This is a genomic window from Kitasatospora sp. NPDC088134, from assembly GCF_044741705.1.
Classification (GTDB): Bacteria; Actinomycetota; Actinomycetes; order Streptomycetales; family Streptomycetaceae; genus Kitasatospora.
Genome location: NZ_JBIUTD010000025.1, coordinates 74,948 through 95,098, shown reverse-complemented (window position 1 = coordinate 95,098; position 20,151 = coordinate 74,948). Strand labels below are relative to the sequence as shown.

General features: G+C 73.0%; 19 protein-coding genes. 5 read left to right on the top strand and 14 right to left on the bottom strand.

The window, feature by feature from the left end; all coding sequences use genetic code 11:
- Positions 1 to 49: 49 nt before the first annotated feature.
- The 5 genes from ACIOHG_RS29895 to ACIOHG_RS29875 form a co-directional block, all read right to left on the bottom strand.
- Positions 50 to 1,003: a sugar ABC transporter permease gene (locus ACIOHG_RS29895; RefSeq protein WP_400955166.1), complete on the bottom strand. Its 954-nt coding sequence runs from the start codon at positions 1,001 to 1,003 to the stop codon at positions 50 to 52.
- Positions 1,000 to 1,950: a carbohydrate ABC transporter permease gene (locus ACIOHG_RS29890; RefSeq protein WP_400955163.1), complete on the bottom strand. Its 951-nt coding sequence runs from the start codon at positions 1,948 to 1,950 to the stop codon at positions 1,000 to 1,002. Before ACIOHG_RS29890 ends, ACIOHG_RS29895 begins: the two co-directional genes overlap by 4 nt.
- Before the next feature lie 118 nt (positions 1,951 to 2,068).
- Complete coding sequence (locus ACIOHG_RS29885) at positions 2,069 to 3,352, bottom strand: extracellular solute-binding protein (protein ID WP_400955160.1); 1,284 nt, start codon at positions 3,350 to 3,352, stop codon at positions 2,069 to 2,071.
- Positions 3,353 to 3,669: 317 nt separating this feature from the next.
- Entirely contained in the window at positions 3,670 to 4,752 is a 1,083-nt protein-coding gene (locus ACIOHG_RS29880) for an aldose epimerase family protein (RefSeq protein ID WP_400955158.1), read from the bottom strand.
- Positions 4,753 to 4,855: 103 nt separating this feature from the next.
- Positions 4,856 to 7,810, bottom strand: a complete 2,955-nt coding sequence (locus ACIOHG_RS29875; RefSeq protein WP_400955156.1) for an ATP-binding protein — start codon at positions 7,808 to 7,810, stop codon at positions 4,856 to 4,858.
- 367 nt (positions 7,811 to 8,177) lie between these two features.
- Here ACIOHG_RS29875 and ACIOHG_RS29870 point away from each other — a divergent pair, with 367 nt between their 5' ends.
- On the top strand, positions 8,178 to 9,125 hold the full coding sequence (locus ACIOHG_RS29870; protein ID WP_400955154.1) for a hypothetical protein: 948 nt from the start codon (positions 8,178 to 8,180) through the stop codon (positions 9,123 to 9,125).
- 38 nt (positions 9,126 to 9,163) lie between these two features.
- On the opposite strand, the gene ACIOHG_RS29865 is transcribed toward ACIOHG_RS29870, so the two are convergent.
- On the bottom strand, positions 9,164 to 10,387 hold the full coding sequence (locus ACIOHG_RS29865) for a serine hydrolase domain-containing protein (RefSeq protein ID WP_400955153.1): 1,224 nt from the start codon (positions 10,385 to 10,387) through the stop codon (positions 9,164 to 9,166).
- 42 nt (positions 10,388 to 10,429) lie between these two features.
- Positions 10,430 to 10,759 (bottom strand): hypothetical protein, encoded by a 330-nt coding sequence (locus ACIOHG_RS29860; protein ID WP_400955151.1) that lies wholly within the window; start codon positions 10,757 to 10,759, stop codon positions 10,430 to 10,432.
- Positions 10,760 to 10,868: 109 nt separating this feature from the next.
- On the opposite strand from ACIOHG_RS29860, the gene ACIOHG_RS29855 reads away from it, so the two are divergent.
- The 4 genes from ACIOHG_RS29855 (at position 10,869) to ACIOHG_RS29840 (ending at position 15,302) form a co-directional block, all read left to right on the top strand.
- Positions 10,869 to 11,420, top strand: a complete 552-nt coding sequence (locus ACIOHG_RS29855) for an NUDIX hydrolase (protein WP_400955149.1) — start codon at positions 10,869 to 10,871, stop codon at positions 11,418 to 11,420.
- Between the two features lie 52 nt (positions 11,421 to 11,472).
- Positions 11,473 to 12,261, top strand: a complete 789-nt coding sequence (locus tag ACIOHG_RS29850; RefSeq protein ID WP_400955147.1) for a TetR/AcrR family transcriptional regulator — start codon at positions 11,473 to 11,475, stop codon at positions 12,259 to 12,261.
- A gap of 188 nt (positions 12,262 to 12,449) precedes the next feature.
- Positions 12,450 to 14,774, top strand: a complete 2,325-nt coding sequence (locus ACIOHG_RS29845) for a hypothetical protein (RefSeq protein ID WP_400955146.1) — start codon at positions 12,450 to 12,452, stop codon at positions 14,772 to 14,774.
- 117 nt (positions 14,775 to 14,891) lie between these two features.
- On the top strand, positions 14,892 to 15,302 hold the full coding sequence (locus tag ACIOHG_RS29840; protein WP_400955144.1) for a DUF4259 domain-containing protein: 411 nt from the start codon (positions 14,892 to 14,894) through the stop codon (positions 15,300 to 15,302).
- A gap of 68 nt (positions 15,303 to 15,370) precedes the next feature.
- On the opposite strand, the gene ACIOHG_RS29835 is transcribed toward ACIOHG_RS29840, so the two are convergent.
- The 7 genes from ACIOHG_RS29835 to ACIOHG_RS29805 all read right to left on the bottom strand — a co-directional run bounded on the left by ACIOHG_RS29835 (position 15,371) and on the right by ACIOHG_RS29805 (position 20,127).
- Positions 15,371 to 15,691 (bottom strand): hypothetical protein, encoded by a 321-nt coding sequence (locus ACIOHG_RS29835; RefSeq protein ID WP_400955142.1) that lies wholly within the window; start codon positions 15,689 to 15,691, stop codon positions 15,371 to 15,373.
- A gap of 124 nt (positions 15,692 to 15,815) precedes the next feature.
- Positions 15,816 to 16,517, bottom strand: a complete 702-nt coding sequence (locus tag ACIOHG_RS29830) for a spermidine synthase (RefSeq protein ID WP_400955139.1) — start codon at positions 16,515 to 16,517, stop codon at positions 15,816 to 15,818.
- Positions 16,518 to 16,650: 133 nt separating this feature from the next.
- Positions 16,651 to 17,508, bottom strand: coding sequence for an amino acid ABC transporter permease (locus tag ACIOHG_RS29825; RefSeq protein ID WP_400955137.1), 858 nt, complete (start codon positions 17,506 to 17,508; stop codon positions 16,651 to 16,653).
- Positions 17,505 to 18,149, bottom strand: a complete 645-nt coding sequence (locus ACIOHG_RS29820; protein ID WP_400955134.1) for an amino acid ABC transporter permease — start codon at positions 18,147 to 18,149, stop codon at positions 17,505 to 17,507. Before ACIOHG_RS29820 ends, ACIOHG_RS29825 begins: the two co-directional genes overlap by 4 nt.
- A gap of 13 nt (positions 18,150 to 18,162) precedes the next feature.
- On the bottom strand, positions 18,163 to 19,068 hold the full coding sequence (locus ACIOHG_RS29815) for a glutamate ABC transporter substrate-binding protein (protein WP_400955132.1): 906 nt from the start codon (positions 19,066 to 19,068) through the stop codon (positions 18,163 to 18,165).
- Positions 19,069 to 19,078: 10 nt separating this feature from the next.
- On the bottom strand, positions 19,079 to 19,825 hold the full coding sequence (locus ACIOHG_RS29810; RefSeq protein ID WP_400955129.1) for an amino acid ABC transporter ATP-binding protein: 747 nt from the start codon (positions 19,823 to 19,825) through the stop codon (positions 19,079 to 19,081).
- Positions 19,826 to 19,875: 50 nt separating this feature from the next.
- On the bottom strand, positions 19,876 to 20,127 hold the full coding sequence (locus ACIOHG_RS29805; protein ID WP_400955127.1) for a LapA family protein: 252 nt from the start codon (positions 20,125 to 20,127) through the stop codon (positions 19,876 to 19,878).
- Positions 20,128 to 20,151 lie beyond the last annotated feature (24 nt).

Below are 20,151 nucleotides of genomic sequence, written 5' to 3'. Positions count from 1 at the left end.
GTGGAAGTGACGTGGGGGTGGCGCTGGTTCGGGACTGCGCGGCGCGGGTTCAGGACTTCGCGGCACCGGCCGTCAGGCCGGTGACCAGGTGGCGCTGCACCAGGTAGAAGACGACCGCGGCGGGGAGCGCGATCAGCACCGAGGTGGCGGCCATCAGCTGCCACTGGTGGTCGTGCTCGCTGACGAACGAGGACAGGCCGACGGCCAGCGTGTACTTGTCGGAGGAGAGCATGAAGGTCGAGGCGTAGGCGACCTCGCCCCAGGCGGTGAGGAAGGAGTAGAACGCGGCCACCGCCAGGCCCGGGCGGGCCAGCGGCAGGATCAGCCGCCAGAAGGTGCCGATCGGGGAGAGCCCGTCGACCCGGCCGGCCTCGTCGATCTCCATCGGGATGGTGTCGAAGTAGCCCTTGAGCAGCCAGGCGCAGTACGGCACGGTGGTGGAGGAGTAGACCATGATCAGGCCGGTGTAGCTGTCCAGCAGGCCGAGGTTGGACAGGATGTAGTACATCGGGACGATCAGGACCGCGATCGGGAACATCTGGGTGACCAGCAGGGTCCACATCAGCTGGCGGTAGCCGGGGAAGCGCATCCGGGAGACCGCGTAGCCGGTGGAGGCGGCGATCAGCACGCCGATCAGGGTGGTGCCGCCGGCCACGATCGCCGAGTTGCCGAACCAGGTGAAGAACCCGGTGTCGTTCATGACCTTGCCGTAGTTGGCGAAGGTCATCTTGTCGAAGATCTTCGCCGGGTGCAGGTAGTCGTTGTCGTCCGGACCGAGCGAGATGTACGCGATGTACAGCACCGGGAACAGCGCGATCAGGCTGGCGACGATCAGCGCGCCGTGCGTGAGCAGGGTGACCAGCGGGGACGACCGACCGCGGCGGCGGACCTTGGCGGGGCGCTTCGCGGGGGCCGTTCCGGCGGCGGGGCGGTCGGCGGTGAGTGTCATGGGGCTACCTGCCTGGTCGGGTTCCTGGGGCTGGGAGGCGGTGGCGGTGCTCATCCGCTGGCCTTCTCGTTCCGGGCCAGCCAGCGGCGGTAGAAGCTGGTGAAGACGATCAGGATCGACAGCAGCAGGATTCCGTAGGTCGCGGACTGCGCGTAGTCGGAGGGCTGCTGACCGAAGCCGAGGCGGTAGGCCCAGGTGACCAGGATCTGCGCGTCGGGGGCGCCGGAGCCGAACAGCAGGAAGATGACCGCGAACTGGTTGAAGGTCCAGATCACGCCGAGCAGCACGACGGTGGAGGAGACGGTCCGCAGGCCGGGCAGGGTGACGTAGCGGAACCGCTGCCAGGGGCTGGCGCCGTCCATCTCGGCGGCCTCGTACAGCTCCTGCGGGATCGACTGGAGCCCGCCGAGCAGCGAGATCATCATGAACGGCACGCCGACCCAGGTGTTGACCATGATCGCGGCGGCCTTCTGCGCCAGCGGCTCGGACAGCCAGGCGGGTTCGGGCAGGTGCAGGAAGGACAGCAGGCCGTTGACGGCGCCGCCGTCGGCGAGCATCAGGCGCCAGGAGAAGACGGTGACGAAGGTCGGGACCGCCCAGGGCAGGATCAGCACCAGCCGGTACAGGCCGCGGCCGCGGATCTTCCGGTTGAGCAGCAGCGCCAGGCCGAGGCCGATGCTGTAGTGCAGGACCACGCAGATCGCGGTCCAGGCGACGGTCCAGACGAAGTGCGACCAGAAGCGGTCGTACGCGGTCGGCCCCCACAGGATGTCCGCGTAGTTGTCCAGCCCGATGAAGTCGAAGCTGTCGGGGATGTGGTTGACCCCGATCTGCCGGCCGACGTTGAGGCTGGTGGCGTTGGTCAGGGTCAGGTAGAAGCCGCGCACCAGCGGGTAGCCGACCAGCACCCCGAGGACGATCACGACCGGCGCGATCATCGCGTACGCGTACCAGTACTTCGAGTACGACAGCTTGATGCGCTGTGCGACCGCAACTGCCATGGGTGTGCACCTTCTCCGGGGGGTCCGCCGCCTGCCGCGGCGACTGCTGGGGGCTGAAGGGGGTACGACGGGAGTGGCCCGGCCCACCGTCAGGTGTGGGCCGGGCCGGCCGATCCGATTACTTCTTGAAGTCCGGGAGGAGCTTCGCGTAGTCGGTCGCGGTGGCGTCCAGGCCGGTCTTGATGTCCGACTGGCCCTGGACGATCTTGCCGAGGTTGGTGCCGAAGGAGCCGAACAGCGAGGCGTACTCGGGCAGTTCGGGGCGCGGCTGGGCGGAGGCCAGGATCGCCTGGAAGTCGGCGATGCCCGGGTTGGCCTTGACCTCGGCGGTGTAGGCGTCGCTGCGGGTGGGCAGGGTGCCGTTCTTCAGCGCCAGGAAGGTCTGGCTCTCGGCGGAGGTGAGGAACGCGGCGAGCTTCTCGGCGGCGTCCTTGTGGGCCTTGTCGGAGCCGGCGTAGACCGAGACGTTGTGGCCGCCGGTCGGGGCGCCGCCCTTGCCCGCGGAGCCGTTCGGGACGGCGGCGATGCCGAGGTTCTTCTTGTCGGCGAACGCGGCGCCCTTGTAGACGTTGGTGACCTCCCACGGGCCCTGGATGATCGCCGCGACCTTGCCGCTGTTGAAGGCGTCCATCATGTGCGCGTAGGCGTCGGTGGTGACGTCGGCCTTCACGGTGCCGGGGGCGGTGAACATCGAGTTGTAGGTCTCGATCGCCTTGGCGGCCTCGGGCGAGTTCACGGTGATCTTCTTGCCCGCGGCGTCGACCATGTTGGTGCCCTCGCCGTACAGGAACGGCATGGCGTAGTAGCCGTCGGCGGCCTTCAGCCAGAAGCCGTCGACGCCGGCCTTCTCCTTCAGCTGCGCGGCGTCGGCCTTGAGCTCGTCCCAGGTCTTCGGGGCCGCGGTGATGCCGGCCTTGGCGAAGAGCTCCTTGTTGTACATCAGGCCGAGGGTGTCGGTGACCAGCGGCACGCCGTAGGTCTTGCCGGAGTACTTGGCCTGCTGGATCAGCGAGGGCTGGAAGACGGCGGCGTCGGTCAGCGCGGGGGTGCCGTCCAGCGGCTCCAGGTAGCCGGCCTTGGCGAAGGCGGAGGTCCAGCCGACCTCGGAGCGGAAGGCGTCCGGCGCGCCCTTGGCGCCCATCGCGGTCTGCAGCTTGTTCTGCGCCGTGTCGAACGGCACGTTCACGAAGTTGACCTTGATGTTCGGGTTCGCGGCCTCGAACTTCTTGACCAGCTCCTGGTAGTTCGGCGCCTCGTTGGTGGCGTTCGAGGTGTCCCAGTAGGTGATGGTGACCGGTCCGCCGTCGCCCTTGGCGTCCGAGCCGGAGCCGCTGCTGCTGCAAGCCGCCATGGAGACCGCCAGAGCCGCAACGAGAGCGGAGGCCGCGATGCCACGCCGCATGGAAACTCCTAGAAAGGTGGGGGTGCCCGAGATGGAGGTGGACGGCGCATAATGGCTGTCCCAGCCGACTGCGCCGTTGCGGCCGTCGGGCTTGACCAGGAACGTAACAGCGGCCCCCGAGTTGCTGAAAGCCCTTGCAGCAAGTTTCCGTAAGATGACGGGGATCGTTACGTCCACGTGTCCTTAGAGTTGCCGTCGTGCGTCTTGACCGTCCGTCGCCTTGCGGAAACTCCTTGCAGCCAACGGGCCCCGGACATGCGGAAGGGCCCCCGGGAGCGGCCGGCGCTCCCGGGGGCCCTCGGACGGGCGGGGCCGGATCAGTCGGCGGTGCCCAGCCGCAGCACGGTGGTGGAGCGGAACTCCTGCCCCGGCCGCAGCTCGGTCGACGGGTACTGCGGGTGGTGCGGCGAATCCGGGTGGTGCTGGGTCTCCAGCGCCACGCCCGCGAACGGGCCGTGCGCCGCGCCGGACGGGCCGGTGACCGAGCCGTCGAAGCCGTTCGCGGTGTACACCTGGAGGCCCGGCTCGGTGGTCAGCACCTCCAGGGTGCGGCCGCTGCCCGGGTCCGCCAGCAGCGCGGCCCGCACCGGCGGCCCGTCCGCGGGGCGCTCGCGCAGCACCCAGTTGTGGTCGTAGCCGCGCGAGGCCTTCAGCTGCGGGTGCCCCTCGGCGCCGCCCGCCGCGATCCCCTCACCGATCGCCCGGGCCGTGGTGAAGTCGAACGGGGTGCCCGCCACCGGCTCGTACGGGCCGTACGGCACCTGCTGCTCGTTCACCGGCGTGTACTGGTCGGCGTCCAGCGTCAGCAGGTGCCCCAGCACGTCGCCGCTGCCCTCGCCCGCCAGGTTGAAGTAGGCGTGGTTGGTCAGGTTGACCACGGTGGGCCGGGTGGTCACGGCCCGGTAGGAGATGGCCAGCTCGGAGCCGTGCAGGGTGAAGTCGGCCCAGACGTCCAGCGCGCCCGGGAAGCCCTGGTCGCCGTCCGGGGAGTGCAGGTGCATCCGCACCCCGCCGGGGATCTCCTCGGCCGCCCAGACCCGGTGCGAGAAGGAGTCCGGGCCGCCGTGCAGCGTGACGCCGTGGCCGGTCGGCAGCAGCGCGAACTCCTCGCCGTCCAGGGTGATCCGGCTGCCCGCGATCCGGTTGGCGTACCGGCCGACCGTCACCCCGTAGTGCCTGGCCGGGCCGAGCAGCAGGCCGACGTCGTCCGTGGTCAGCAGCACCTGGGCGGGCACGCCGTCCCGGTCCGGGGCGGTCAGGGTGTGCAGCGCCGCGCCGAGCGTGATCACGGTGGCCTCGACCGGGCCGGAGCGCAGCGTCCACCGCTCCAGGCCCACGCCCGCACCGGAGTGGTCGAAGGGTGCCCGGTGCACCTCGGTGGGCAGGTCCGACGCGGTCATGGGGCTGCTCCTCGGTTCGTGATCTTCCTGCTCCGTCAGCGTAGCCCGCCCCGGCGCGCGGCCCGGTGACCCGTCCCCGCGCGCCGGAGCGACCGACGGGCCGTCAGGCGTCCGGTCCGGGGCCGTCGGCGGGCAGCCCGAGCGCCTCCGCGAGGCCCTCCGGCCCGGTGCCGAGCTTGCGGTGGACGGCGGCCAGCCGCTGCCGGACCAGGCCGACCGGCAGCTGCAGCCGCTCGGCGATCCGCTGGGCCGGCATCCGGTGCGCCGCGAGCTCGGCGATCTGGCGCTCCTGCGGGTTGAGGGTGTCCCGGGGCGGCTGGAGCACCCGGCTGGGCCGCAGGTTCGAGCTGGACAGCACGTTGCGGGCCCGGACCTCCAGGCCGTCCGCACCGCAGTGCTTGGCCAACTCCATTCCCTGGTAGAGGTGTTCGGCGGCCTCCACGCTGCGGCCGACCGCCACCAGGGCGGCGCCGAGGTCGACCAGGGCGTGCGCGTGCTCGTAGCTCGCCGGGGAGAGGCCCAGCACCGCGACCGACTCCTGCAGCAGCTCCACCGCGTGCGCGCCCTCCCAGACGCTGGCGGCCAGCCGCAGCGCGGAGCCGAGCGCCGAGCGCGAACCGGACTCCTTGGCCCGGGCGATCGCGTCGTCGCCGTTCTTCCGGGCGGACGGCAGGTCCCGGTGCGCCATCGCCACCGCCAGGTGGCCGGCCCACGGGGCGTGCACCGGGGAGCGCCAGCCGCGCCGGTCCAGCCGCATGCCGGTCTCGGCCAGCACCTCGACGGCCATGTCGTGCTCGCCGCGGGAGATCAGCAGCTTGCCGTAGATGGTGGCCACGTCGGGGAGCAGCAGCGCGGTGTGGTGGTACGGCGGCGCGAAGCGGTACTTGCGGGCGATCTCGGAGGCCTCCTGGTCGCGGCCGCGGGCGAGCAGGGTGTCGATCAGCGTGCCGACCAGGTTCAGCTGCAGCGGCAGGCCGTCGCCCATCCGGTCGGCGATCCGCAGGCCGCGGCGGAGGAAGTCCTCGGCCTCGGGGAGGAAGCCGCGGCGCAGCCGGGCGAAGCCCATCAGGAAGTAGGCGAAGCCCCGGTGCGCGCCGCTCCACCCGGCGATCTCGAACTCCAGGATGGCGGAGCTGAACAGCTTCTCGGCGCGGGCGAGTTCGTCGTTGTAGGCGAAGCAGAGGCCGAGCAGCGCGGGGAGTTCGAAGTTCCAGGTGGTGTTGGTCCAGCCGAGGCCGCGCGGCAGCCGGCCGTCGCACAGCGCGCTCTCGGCGACGGCCAGCGCCTCGGCGGTGCTGCGGCCCTGGAGGGTGAGGTCCCAGGCGTGCAGGGCGCGGACCGGGCGGGCGGCCTCGCTCTCCGGGTCGACCTCCGCCACCAGCCGGGCGACCTGGGCGGCGCGGCCGGGGCCGTCGTCCTCGTCCCGGCGCAGCGCGGTGTAGAGCAGGTGGGCGACCAGCAGCCGGAGCCGTCCGGGGCCCTCGGGGGTGTGCTCGGACTCCTCCAGGCAGAGCGCGGCGGCCCCGCTCAGGTCGCCGCCGTGCGCGATCACCTCGGAGAGCCGGAAGACCGCCTCGACCCGCAGGTCGGGGCTGAGGCCGTCCTCGATGTCGAGGGCCCGGCGCAGCTGGTTGGCGGTGGACTCGGGGTCGGTGAGCAGGCTGGCGCAGGCGAGTTCGTACAGCACCTCGGCCCGGTCCTCCTCGTCCGGCGGCTCGTTGAGGGCGCGCTCCAGACAGCGGCGGGCGGCCTCGGGGGCGCCGATCGCCAGGTTCTCGGCGGCGGCCCGGCGGAGCTTGCGGACGATCAGGTCGTCGCCCTCGCCGGGGTGGGTCTCCAGCAGGTGGCGGGAGGCGGCCAGCAGCGAGCCGCCGCTGTTCTCGATCACGTTGGCGGCCACGCCGTGCATGCCCGCCCGGACCGCGGGCTGGATCGACTGGTAGATGGAGGTGGCGATCAGCGGGTGGACGAACTCCAGTCGGCCGTTGGGCTGGCTGGTGAGCACCCGCAGGCGGCGCAGCTCGCGGACCGATTCGGCGGCCTGGGCGGGGCCCTGCCCGCAGATCGCGGCGGCCAGGTCCTCCTTGATGTCGGTGCCGAGCAGGGCGGCGGCCCAGGCGAACCGGATCGAGGTGGGGCCGAGCTTGTCGAGCCAGTAGTCGAGGCCCTCGCCCCGGGCGGCGGCCGCGAGGTCGCGCAGCCGGGGCGAGTTCTCGTCGACGGGTTCGAGGTTCTGGTCGCGGACCTCGCGCAGCAGCGCCACGGTGTCGTACGGGGCGCCGGCGGTGACCGCCCAGACCTGGCGGCAGAAGGCGTCGTCGGCCTCGGCGAACTCGGCGTGCACGATCTCGGCGATCGACACCGGGCTGAGCGGCCGCAGTTCGTGCTGGCGGACGGCCTGGGCGGCGATCTGCTCGACGTAGGGGCGGCCCTCGGGGGTGAACTCCTCGCGGTAGGCGAAGGCCAGCAGCACCGGCAGGTCGCGGGCGCGCAGCGCGAAGGAGGCCAGCCAGGCCAGCGACTCCTGGTCGACGGCGTGCAGGTCGTCGACGGCCACCACCAGCGGGGCGCGCCGGGGCGCCAGTTGGGTGATGACGAAGTCGAGACCGTCGTGGATGCCCTGCGGGTCGATCCGCTCGACCTCGTCGGAGGGCGGTTCCAGGCCGACGGCGGGCGCGACGATGTTGTACCAGTTGCCGAACACCTCGGCGCGCTCGGCCTCGTCGAGTTCGCCGAGCACCGGGAGCAGCAGTTGGCGCAGCACCCGGAACGGCGCCTTGCGCTGGCGTTCGTTGCCGCGCGCGAACAGCACGGTGGAGTCCTGCCGCGCCCCGGCGATCCGCCGGACCTGCTCCAGCACCGAGGTCTTGCCGATGCCGGGCTTGCCGTAGAAGACCAGCAGTTCGCCGATCTTGGTGCCGCCCGCGGCGAACTCGCGGCACAGCCGCTCCACGGCCTGCTCGGCGGACCTCAGCTCCTGTTCGCGCTCCCAGAGCCGTTCGCCGGGCCCGCCCGCCCCGACCGCCCCCTGCTGCGGTCCGCCCTGTTCCTCGGCCACGTCCGTCCCTCCGCCTCGCCGTCCGGCACTCCGTTCCCGACCTTAGCGCCGCCGCGGGCCCGGCGGGCGGCGTTCGCGCAGGCCGGGGACCTGATGCAGGGTTAGGCGGCGGTGCCCGGGGCAAATGCCTTACTACTCAGGACATCTGACGATCCGATTGGGTAACGTTCGGATCACCGGGGTGTAGTGGATCTTAGTGGGGGAAGGCCATCGCCCGGGTCGGAAGACCTCGCACCATGACCCACCGGCAACAGGCTGCTCTGGAGACACGTTGGCTGCCATACCCCCACTTTTCTGCCCCATTCCGTCGGCCCTCCACCCCGACCACGAGGCGGTGGGGAAGAGCACCGAACTGTGGCTCGAGGCAATGGGTTTCAGCAGCGACGCCGAGCGCCGACGACGGCTCCTGGCCATCGGGGCCCACGAGTTCGTCTGCCGGATCGCCAAGGACGCCGAAGGCACCGCGGGGCTGGAACTGGTCTCGCAGTGGCTGTGCAGCATGCTCACGCTCGACGACGAGTGGGACACCGGCCGACTGAGCCGGAACCCCTCCCGTGTACTCACCATAGCAGCCACGCTACTCGCTGTTATCAACTCGGCGAACTCGCATCCGCACGAATCCGACCTGTACGTCGCCTCCGTCCGGGACGTGTTCCACCGGGCCCGCGAATGGGCCCCCGCGCTGGCCGTGAAGCGGTGGGCGGACAGCCAGTTGGAGTCCTTCATGGGCGCCGCCACGGTGGTCGCGTACCGCACCGAGGGCCGGACCATGACGCTCGCCGAGTACCTGACGATCGGTCCGCTGGACCGCGGCAGCCGCTCCTGCATCGACGTGATCGAGGTCTGCGAGCGGACCGCGATCCCGCAGTCCCAGCTGGACTCGCCGCGGGTGCACGCGCTCACCCAGGCCGCGAAGTTCCTGGTGCTGGTCTCCGCCGACCTCTACTCCTACCGGCGCGAGGACAGCCACGGCGCGCTGGAGAGCAACATCGTCGACGCGCTCCAGCGCCACCTGGGCTGCGGCCGCGAGCAGGCCCTGCTGGAGGCCGCCGCCCTGCACGACCGGACGATGTGCCTGTTCCTCCGCCTGTCGGACCGCACCGCCCGCCGCGGCGGCGCCGAACTGCGGCGCTACATCCAGCAGTTGTCCAACCTGGTGAGCGGGAACCTGGAGTGGGGCTTCACCTCCGCCCGGTACGGCGAGCGGGTGCCCGGCAGCCGCCCGGCGGCCCCCCGGGCCGAGCGCCCCGCCGACGGCCGGCTCACCCCGCCGCCCTACCCGGAGATCGCCTGGTGGTGGGACCAGCTCTGGTGAGCCCGCGGCGGCCGCTGCCCGGCGGCTCGGCCCCGGGCTCAGCCCCGGGCCGCCAGGCAGCGGCGGACCGCCTCGATCAGCGCCCGGGAGCGGACGTCGCCGGTGACGCCGGGCTGCATGCCGTTGGTGACGTAGCCGAAGCCCAGGCCCAGCTCCGGGTCGGCGAAGCCCAGCGAGCCGCCCCGGCCGGGGTGGCCGAAGCTCGCCGGGGAGGCCATCGGCGAGGTGCCGCCGTGCCGGAAGAAGCCCTGGCCGAAGGTGGTGTTGACGATCAGCACCCGGTCCGGGCCGTGCACCGAGGGCCCGGCCGCCTCGGCCAGCGCGGCCGGCCCGAGCAGCGCGGGCAGGCGCTGCCCCGGGGCGTCGGCCCGGTCCGCGGCGCCGATCAGCGCCGCGTAGAACCGGGCCAGCGAGCGGGCGGTGCCGATGCCGCCCGCGCCCGGCACCTCGACGGCCCGCACCGCCGGGTCGTTCAGGTCGACGCTGCTGCGCACCGCGCCGAACGACCGGGCGGTCAGCGAGTTCGGGTCCCGGTAGGCGTCCAGCACCGACTGCTTGGGGCGCATCCGCATCCCGTTCGGGGCGGTCCGGGCGGCCTCCGGGGCGGGCAGGTCGACCAGCCGGCCGACCCGGCCGGCCTCGGAGCCGGGCAGGCCGATCCACAGGTCGAGCCCGAGCGGACCGGCGATCTCCTCGGCGAAGTACCGCCCCACGCTGCGGCCGTCGGCCCGCCGCACCACCTCGCCGACCAGCCAGCCGAAGGTCAGCGGGTGGTAGCCGTGCGCGGTGCCGGGCTCCCAGGCGGGGGCCTGCGCGGCGACGGCGGCCGCGGCCGGCTCCCAGGCCAGCACGTCCTCGATCCGCAGCGGCACGTCCAGCGCGGGCAGCCCCGCCTGGTGCGACAGCAGCCAGCGGACCGGCACCCGGCCCTTGCCGGCCTGCGCGAACTCCGGCCAGTAGGAGGCGACCGGGGCGTCCAGGTCGAGCCTCCCGCGCTGCGCGAGGTGCAGCGCGGCGGCCGCCGTCAGCCCCTTGGTCACCGAGCGGAGCACCTGCGCGGTGCCCTCGCTCCAGCCGACGGCCGGGGCCGGACGCGCCCCGACCTCGGGCCGGGCGTCACCGCCCCACAGGTCGACCACCTTGCGGCCGTCCAGGTACAGCGCGAAGGCCGCGCCCAACTCCCCGTACCGCTGGAAGTTGCCCGCGAACGCCTCCCGGACCGGTTCGAAGCCGTCCGCCGTGTACCCCTGGATCTCGACCACCCGGCCACTCTAGGCACTCCCGTCACGCCATTTCACTCCACCTCACTCCACCGTCCACCCGATGCCGCCGATGCCGGTGGAGTAGAAGGCGCAGTGGCCGGAGGACTCGCCCACCCGCCCGGGCTGGACCGTCACCGAGTTGCCCGTCACGTCCGGCGCCCAGCCGCAGACGATGTTGGCGTGGAAGGTGACGGGGCCGCCGGTGTTGTTCCGGCAGTCCACCCCGCCGTAGAGCGGGTCGTTGTTGTGGACCCAGGTGGTGCAGTCCAGGCCCGAGCGGACGGACTCCACCGGCGCGGCTGAGGCGGGCAAAGCGGTGCCGACCGCGACCAGCGCGGTGGCGAGGGACAGGACGGCGGCACGGATCTTCAACTCTGCTCCCGAGGACGTGATCTGACGGTTCGCCCGATTCATCCCCCGACAAAATGCTCCGTACACCAACTCTTTCGGGTGACGGCGTCCCCGGGCCACAATGGCGGGCATGGACAACTCCGACGCCCCCGCCACCGACCTCGCTCCCGCCACCGACCTCGACGAGATCCTGGACGTGGTCGACGAGCACGACCGGGTGCTGCGCACCGCGCCCCGCTCCGAGGTCTACCGCGACGGCCTGATCCACCGCTGCGTCTTCGTCCTGGTCCGCGACCCGCGCGGGCGGATCTTCACCCACCGCCGCAGCCCCGCCAAGACCTTCGCCCCGAACGCCTACGACTGCTTCGTCGGCGGCGTGGTCGGCACCGGCGAGAGCTACGCCGACGCCGCCGTCCGCGAGGCCGAGGAGGAGCTGGGCGTCAGCGGCGTGCGCACCCGCCCGCTGTTCCGCTTCCGCTACTCCGACGGCGACAGGTACAGCTGGTGGTCGGACGTCCACGAGGCCGAGTGGGACGGCCCGGTCTCCCCGCAGACCTCCGAGGTCGGCTGGTACGACTGGCTCACCGAGGACGAACTCACCGACCGCCTCGCCACCTGGGAGTTCGTCCCGGACGGCCGCGAGGCCTGGCGGCGCTACCTGGAACTCCGCGCCACCGGCTGACCGGCGGGTCCGCGCTGTCCCCGGCCGCCCCCGACGAACTAGGGTGGGCGGCATGGCTTCCCGTACGCCGTCCGTGGCGCCCAGCGCGGAGGAACAGCGACCCGCCCGGGCACCCCGGCGGCGGCTCAGCGTCGACGAGCGCCGCGAGCAGCTGATCGCGGTCGCCCTCGAACTGTTCTCGGACCGCGCCCCCGAGGACGTCTCGATCGACGACATCGCGGCCGCCGCCGGCGCCTCCCGCCCGCTGGTGTACCACTACTTCCCCGGCAAACAGGCCCTCTACGAGGAGGCCCTGCGCCGGGCCGGCCGCGAGCTGGCCGGCCGCTTCGAGGAGCCCGCCGACGGCCCGCTCTCCGAGCGGCTGTACCGGGTGATGGGCCGCTACCTCGACTTCGTCCAGTCGCACGCGGCCGGCTTCAGCGCGCTGCTGCGCGGCGGCTCGGTCGCCGCCAGCCCGGACGCCGACGCCGTCATCGACCAGGTCCGGCGGGCCGCGCAGGAGCAGATCCTGCACCACCTCGGCCTGCCCGACCCCGGCCCGACGCTGCGCCGCACCGTCCGGGCCTGGATCGCCAACGCCGAGATCAGCTCGCTGGACTGGCTGGCCGACAAGCCCGTCCCGGCCGAGACGCTCCAGCTCCAACTGGTCCAGGAGCTGGTCGCCGCACTCGCCGTCGCGGCCACCCGCGAGCCCGAACTCGCCTCCCTGCTCGGCGAGTTCTTCGCCACCGAACGGCCCGACGGCCCCACCGGCCGCCTGGTCCGCGACCTCGCCGCCACCCTGGCCACCCCGGCCCTCACCGAATCCCTGCTCCGCCTGGCCGCTCCGCCCGCCCCCTGAGACCCGCCCCTCCCCCACCCCGTCCTTCAGCCGTCCCCCGCCCCGGCGCCGCAGGCATTCCCGTGCCGGGAGCGCCCCGTCCTGTCCCCGGCGCCGCAGGCCCTTCCGGCGTCCCCACGTGCCGGGTCGTCCACGTCTGATAAAAAGTGCCTGGACTGTCCACACCCGAGAACGAGGGGGCTCGGCGAATGACGCAGGACGGCTTCGCCGCCGCAGACCGGATCACGGCCACGCTGGACGCGGCGTGCGCCGCACTTCTCGGCAGCCGCGCCACCCACTACCCGGTCGACGCGCTGACCGCGTTCCGCCGCTCCGCGCACCCGGCCGCCAAGGCCCTGTTCGGTCTGCGGATCAGCCAGATCGGCCCCGGCCTGCTCTCCGTGCCCCGGCTGGGCACCGTGATCGAGGTCTCCAGCACCCGCCGCCCGAACGCGGCCGCGGGCCGCGAGGCCGTCCCGGTGCTGACCAACCGCTTCGGCGCGTCCCTGCTCGGCCTGACCGACCTGCCGTCGGCCTCCACCCTGCAGCTGGCGGCGGAGCCCGCCCCGCTGGGCGACGAGCCGACGGTCGGGTTCACCCCGGCGCTGGCCGCGCTGGCCGAGCCCCGGGCGACGGTGGCCCCGGACGAGCTGTCGACCGGCTCGGGGGTGGAGGCCCGGCTGGTGGTCCCGCCGGTGTTCCACACCCTGACGGTCCGCGGTTCGGGCAACGCGCTCTCGGCCCATCTGTCCGAGACCGCCGAGGAGTTGTTCTCCGGCGCGTCCCCGGCCGAGCGCAACGACTTCGCGGTGGTGGCGGCCCTGCTCGCCGAGCGCTTCGCCACCGCGGACGTCGCCTACGCGGGCGTCGGCGCGCTGGAGATCGGCGGTCGGCGGGCCCGGGTGTCGCTGGTGGTGTCCACCGTGCCCTGCTCGCAGCCGATCCAGGAGCTGGCGGTGGAGCTGTCCACCGACCGCCCGTACGCCGAGGTGTGGACGGTGCTGCTGCCGGCCGGTCCGGCGGCGGTGCTGGTGGAGAGCCGGGCGGTGCCCGCGCTCAAGGAGCTCCGGGACGCCGGCAACGGCGGGGTGAGCACCGTGGCCGAGGCCTTCGTGCCGATGCCGGACGGGAACACCGTGCTGACCGTGCAGTTCAGCACCTCGGACACCGAGGACTGGGACCTGTACACCACGGTCTTCGCCGACCTGCTCTGCTCGGTCCAACTCGCCTGGGACGGCGTGGCGGTGGCTCCCGCGCCGGTGCCGGTGGGCCGCGCGGTCCCGGCCCAGGCAGCCGCGCCGACCGCTCCCCCGGTCACCGCTCCGCCCGTTGCCGCGCCCCCGGTCGTCCAGGCCCCGCCCGTCGCCCCGGCCGTCCCTGCGGCTCCGCTGCCGCCCACTCCTCCGGTCGCCCCGCCGCCCGTCGCACCGCTGCCGGCGCCCGAGCCCGTGGAGACCGCCGCCGGGACGGCGGTCCGGGTGCCGCCCGCCGACTTCAACCCGTTCGCCACGCCCGCACCGACCGAACTGCCCGCGCAGGCCACGCCGGTGCTGGCCTCGTTGGACTCCGCCCCGCCCACCCCCACGGCCCCGGCCCAGGAGCAGGAGCAGGAACGGCCCAAGGGCACCTTCGTCAAGGTCCCGCCGCCGGACTTCAACCCCTTCGGCCAGACGGCACCCCCGGCCACCGTGCCCGCCCAACAGGCCCCGGCAACAGACCCGTTCGGCGGCAGCGACCCGTTCGCCACCCCCGCACCCCAGCCCGCCGCAGCGGCAGCTCCCGCCGGGGACGGCGAGGAGCGCAAGGGCACCTTCGTCAAGGTCCCGCCGCCCGACTTCAACCCCTTCGGCCAGACGACGCCCCCGCCCGCCACCCCGGCCGCAGCAGCCCCGGCAACCACCCCGGCAGCAGACCCGTTCGGCGGGAAGGACCCCTTCGCCACCCCCGACCCCTTCACCACACCCGCACCCGCTCCGGCCGCACCCCAGCCTGCTGCCCCGGCCGAGGACGGCGAAGAACGCAAGGGCACCCTGGTCAAGGTCCCGCCGCCCGACTTCAACCCCTTCGGCCAGACGACGCCCCCGCCCGCGGCGCCCGCCGCAGCAGCCCCGGCTCCCGCTCCCGCCCCGGTGGCGGCTCCGCGTCCGGCGGCCGCGGCGGACCCGTTCGGCACGACGCTCTCCTCCGAGCCGTCCGACCCGTTCGGCACCGTCACCGGCCCGCCCGCCGGTATCCCGCCGCGTCCGACCACCCCGCCGACCGTCCCGGCCCCGGCCGCTCCGGCGGAGCCCGCGGACCCGACCAAGGGCACCCTGGTGAAGGTCCCCCCGGCGGACTTCAACCCCTTCGCGCCCCCGACCCCGGCCGCCGCAGCGGCCGCTCCGGCGGAGGAGGGCGAGGAGCGCAAGGGCACCCTGGTCAAGGTCCCGCCGCCGGACTTCAACCCCTTCGGCCAGACGGCACCCCCGCCCGCCACCCCGGCCGCGTCGGCCCAGCAGGCCCCGCCGCCGCCGGCGACCAGCCCGTTCGGCTGATCCGACCCGACGCCCCGTCAGAACGGCGAGCCGCCCACCGCGGCTCGCCGTTCGCGTTCCGGCCTGTCAGTGCCGCTTGCGAAGATCACGGCACTGGCCTCGGAGGGAGCAGACGACATGGGTACCTGGGACATCGGCGCGTTCGACAACGACCACGCCGCCGACTTCAGCGGCGAGTTGGACGAAGCCGCGCCGGCCGAACGCGGCGCCCTGCTCCGCACGGCCCTGACGGAGGTCCTGGCCGTCGGCGCCGACGACTACCTCGACTCGGACGTGGCGGTGACCGCCGTGGCCGCCGCCGCCCTGATCGCCGCCCAGTGCCCGAACGGCACCCCGGTCACCACGGCGTACGGCCCGCAGGAGCCCCTCCCGGCCCTCGCCGCCGACCTCCGCCCGCTCGCCGTGGCGGCGCTGACCCGGGTCCTGGCCGAGGAGTCCGAACTCGCCGAGCTCTGGGACGAGACGGACGAGGGCCCGGCCTGGCGCGCGGACGTCGCCCGCCTCCGCACGGTCCTCACCGCCGCCTGACCGCCGCCTGACCGCAGCCCGACCGCCGCCTGGCCCACCGTCACCACCGGTCCGGCCCCGCCGGCGGGTCAGCCGCCGGTGCGCTCGCGGTCGATCTCCTCCGCCAGCCGCGCCATCCGGTGGACGGCGCCGAAGTACCGTGCGGCGTACGGGTCGTGGGCGAAGGCAGGGAGCAGCCTGGTCAGCACGGCGAGGTGGCTGCGCAGGTGGTCGCGGTGCCGTTCGTCGAGCGGGCCGTCGAGGACGGCGGCCGCGCCACCGGACAGGGTGGTGTGCAGGATCACCAGGCTGTGGCCCCCGGGTTCGTGCTGGTACCAGCCCCGGGGGAAGGGCATGGTGCCGACCTCGTCCCAGAGTTGTTCCAGGAGGTCGGTCCGGTCGTCCGCCATGGCGGCGATCATGCCCTACCGGAGGCCGCGGCGGAACCGCATCACGCACACGATTTCCGCACCCGGCCGCCACCTCACCGCTTCGGCGACGGCCGGTGTTCCCGCAGGTGCGGAGGGTGCGCGTTCAGGGGCGCCGGGCCAGGTGGACGGCGTCGGGCAGGCCGTGCTCGACGGGGATCTCCTCGGTCCGGACGTGGGTGAACCCGGCTTCCCGGAGCGCCTGTTCGAAGGCGGTGGAGGGCCGGGCGCTCCACACCGCGAGGACGCCGCCGGGGCGGAGCCGGGCGGCGGCGTTGGCCAGTCCGGTCGGGCCGTAGAGGTGGTCGTTGGCGGCGTCGACCGTCCAGTCGGGGCCGTTGTCGATGTCGAGGCAGAGCGCGTCGTGGCGTTCGCCGTCCCGGGCGAGGTGGGCCACCAGGTCGGTGTGCAGGACCTCCACCCGGGGGTCGTCCAGCGCTCCGGCGGAGAACGCGGCGAGCGGACCGGTGCGGTGCCAGTCGATGATCGCGGCCTCCCGCTCGACCACGGCGATCCGGCCCCAGCGCGGTTCGGCGGCGGCGTGGGCGAGCGAGAAGCCGACGCCGAGGCCGCCGATCAGCAGGCTGGGGCGGTCCACCGGGCGCCCGTCGGCGGCGAGTTCGTCCAGCGCGGCGTCGATCAGCAGCCGTTCGGAGCGGCCGTCGGCGGTGTCCATCAGGAAGCAGCCGTTGGCGATGATCTCGTAGTGCCCGCCGCGGCGGCGCAGCGCCACCTCGCCGTACGGGCCCTCCCGCCGGTCGATCACCTCGGCCTCGGGGAGGCCGTCGCGGGTGGGCAGCAGGGACATCACAACTCCTCGGGCTCCGGACAGCGTCGTCGACCCTCGACCCTAGCCGACCGGCGCGGTCGACCTCCGACGGTCGCCCTCCGACGGTCGCCCTCCGACGGTCGGGGTCCGACGGCCGGGGTCCGGTCCTCCGCTACCCCTGCGGGTCGGGGGTGAGCCCGGCGGGGGCGATCGGCGCGCCGCCCTTCACCTTGGGGTCGCGGCGGCCGCGCCGTTCCAGCCACTTGGCGAACCAGGAGAGCAGCAGACACATGCCGATGTAGACGGGGGCGATCACCAGCACCACGGGGATGAACGGCAGGTCGTAGTCGAGGTTGGTGGCGATCAGCTTCCCGGCGTGCAGGAACTCCTCGTAGGTGATCAGGAACCCGAGCGAGGTGTCCTTCAGCGCGACCACCAGCTGGCTGACGATGGTCGGCAGCATCGCCCGGTTCGCCTGCGGCACCAGCACGTACGCCATCACCTGGGTCTTGCGCAGCCCGAGCGCGTACGCGGCCTCCTGCTGGCCCTTGGGGACGGCGAGCACGCCGGCCCGGAACACCTCGGCCAGCACCGAGCCGTTGTAGAGGGTCAGACCGGCGACCAGCGCCCACATCGGCGGGGCCTTGAGCGCCACGAAGATGAAGAAGATCATCACCAGCAGCGGCATGGCCCGGAAGAACTCCACCACCAGGGTCGAGATCCAGCGCACCGGCCGGTGGTCGGAGAGCCGGCCGGCCGCGAACAGCGCGCCGAAGGGCAGCGCGAACAGCACCGTCCAGCCGAAGGCCCGCAGGGTGTTGCCCAGGCCGCGCAGCAGCAGCCGCTGGACGCCCTTGTACTCGAAGGGCATCCACTTCTGGTAGGTGAACTGCTGGGTGTGGAACAGCATCCAGACCACCCAGCCGACCAGCGCGGCGAGCACCAGGAGCGCCAGCCACCCGTACAGCCGGTGCCGGGCCAGCGCCTTCGGGCCGGGGACGTCGTACAGCGCGGAGGACTCGACCGTCATCGGGACACCGCCACCCGTCGTTCCAGCAGGTTGAACAGGGCGCTGATCGCCAGCGTCAGGACCAGGTAGCCGAGCGCGATCCAGACGAAGGTCCAGATGATGCTGTAGCCCAGCTCGTTGATGGTGCGGTAGGTGCCGAGCAGTTCGACCACGCTGAACGAGCCGGCGATCGCGGTGTTCTTCGCCAGTGCGATCATCACACTGCCCAGCGGGGCGACCACCGAGCGGTAGGCCTGCGGCAGCACCACCAGCGCCAGGGTCTGGGTGAAGGTCATGCCGAGGCTGCGGGCCGCCTCGCCCTGCCCGGTCGGCACGGTGTTCACCCCGGAGCGCAGCGCCTCGCAGACGAACGCCGAGGTGTAGCAGCCGAGCGCGAGCACCGCGAAGGTGAAGAACGGCAGCGTGATGTCGAACCGGGGCAGGCCCAGCACCACGATGAAGAACAGCAGGGTCAGCGGGGTGTTGCGGAGCACCGTCACCCAGCCGGTGCCGAAGGCCCGCAGCGGTTTGACCGGCGAGACCCGGAAGCCCGCGATCAGCACCCCGAGCGCGAGCGCCAGCGCCGCGCTGACCAGGGTCAGCCAGAGCGTGCCGAGGAACCCGTGCCAGTAGGTGGACCAGTTGTCGGTCAGGACGTGCATCCGTGCTCCCTCCCTACTGGTAGCGGTCGATGGCGGGCGGCTGCGGCGCGGGCACCCCGGAGAGGCCGAGGGTGGCGTCGTACGCCTTCTTCCAGTCGCCGTTCTCCTCGTGCCGCCGCAGCGCGTCGTCGAGGGCGAGGCGCAGCGCGGTGTCGCCCTTCGGGACGCCGATGCCGTACGGCTCGGTGGAGAACGGCTGCCCAACCACCTTCATCTCGTCGGGGACCTTCGCCGCGTAGCCCTGCAGGATCGCGTTGTCGGTGGTCACGGCGTCGACCTGGCCGCTGACCAGGTTGTCCACGCAGGCCGAGTAGGTGTCGTAGCCGATCAGCTTGGCCTTCGGGTAGTCCTTCTGGATCCGCTGGTACGGGGTGGAGCCGGCGGCCGAGCAGACCTTCCGGCCGGCCAGGTCCTGCGGGCCCTGGATCCTGGTCTCGTTCTTGCGGACCAGCAGCGACTGCCCGGCGATGAAGTACGGGCCGGCGAAGCCGACCAGCTTCTTGCGGTTGTCGTTGATGGTGTAGGTGCCCACGTAGTAGTCGACCTGCCCGTTCTGCAGCGCCGTCTCGCGGTTGGCGGAGGCGATGGTGCGGAACTCGACCTGCCCGGGGGCGAAGCCGAGGTCGGCGGCGAGCATCCGGGCGATCTCGATGTCGAAGCCGGAGTACTCGCCGGTGGCCGGGTTCTTCTGCCCCAGGTAGGGCTGGTCCTCCTTGGCGCCGACCACCAGGTGGCCGCGCGAGCGGGCCGCGGCCAGCGTCGACGAGCCGGTGACGGCGTCCGGGCCGCGGACCTGGTAGCTGGGCAGCGCCCCGGGCTGCGGGCCCTTCGGCGGCGGGGTGCCCTCCTTGCCGCAGCCGGACAGCACCGCGAGCAGCAGGAGCACGGGCAGCGCGGGCAGCGCGATGTGTTTCCTCAACCCCGCCGCCTCAGTGCTTCAGGATCTTGGACAGGAAGTCCCGGGCCCGCTCGCTGTGCGGGTCGGCGAAGAACTCCTCGGGGACCCGGTCCTCGACGATCCGGCCGTCGGCCATGAAGACCACCCGGTTCGCGGCGGAGCGGGCGAAGCCCATCTCGTGGGTGACCACCACCATCGTCATGCCCTCGGCGGCGAGCGCCCGCATGACCTCCAGCACCTCGTTGATCATCTCGGGGTCGAGCGCGGAGGTCGGCTCGTCGAACAGCAGCGCCTTCGGGTCCATCGCCAGCGCGCGGGCGATCGCCACCCGCTGCTGCTGGCCGCCGGAGAGCTGCGCCGGGTACTTGTCGGCGTGCGCGGCCAGCCCGACCCGCTCCAGCAGCGCCCGGCCCTTGGTCTCGGCCTCGGCCCTCGCCCGCCGCCGGACCTTGATCGGGGCCAGCGTCACGTTCTGCAGCACCGTCTTGTGCGCGAACAGGTTGAAGGACTGGAACACCATCCCGACCTCGGCGCGCAGCTTCGCCAGGCCCTTGCCCTCGGCGGGCAGCGGCCGGCCCTCGATCAGGATCTCGCCGCTCTCCACCGTCTCCAGCCGGTTGATCGCCCGGCAGAGCGTGGACTTGCCCGACCCGGACGGGCCGATCACCACCACGACCTCGCCCCGACCCACCGTCAGGTCGATGCCCTGGAGCACGTGCAGCTGCCCGTAGTGCTTGTTCACCCCGCGCAGTTCGATCAGCGGCTCCCCCACCGGCACCGGCCCCACCGGCCGGCCCGGTGACGGCCCCGTGCTCTCCCCCGGGGCCGTCACCTGCTGCGCCGCCCCTTCATCAGCCAGCCCAGCGCCGCGCCGCCGAGCAGGGTCGCCAGCAGCGCGATCCACAGCGGGCAGGTGACGGTGAAGACCCAGAACTGGATCCTCACCTTGTCCAGGTTGGCGAACAGGAACCAGATCGCCAGGACGACGATGACGCCGATGCCGATGTACCGGGTCGGGACGCCCGCGATCTCACCGCTGCCCCGGGTGCCGGACGGAGAACCACCTGATGTCTTGGTCACTCCCGCAGTCTGCGCCCGGCCCGG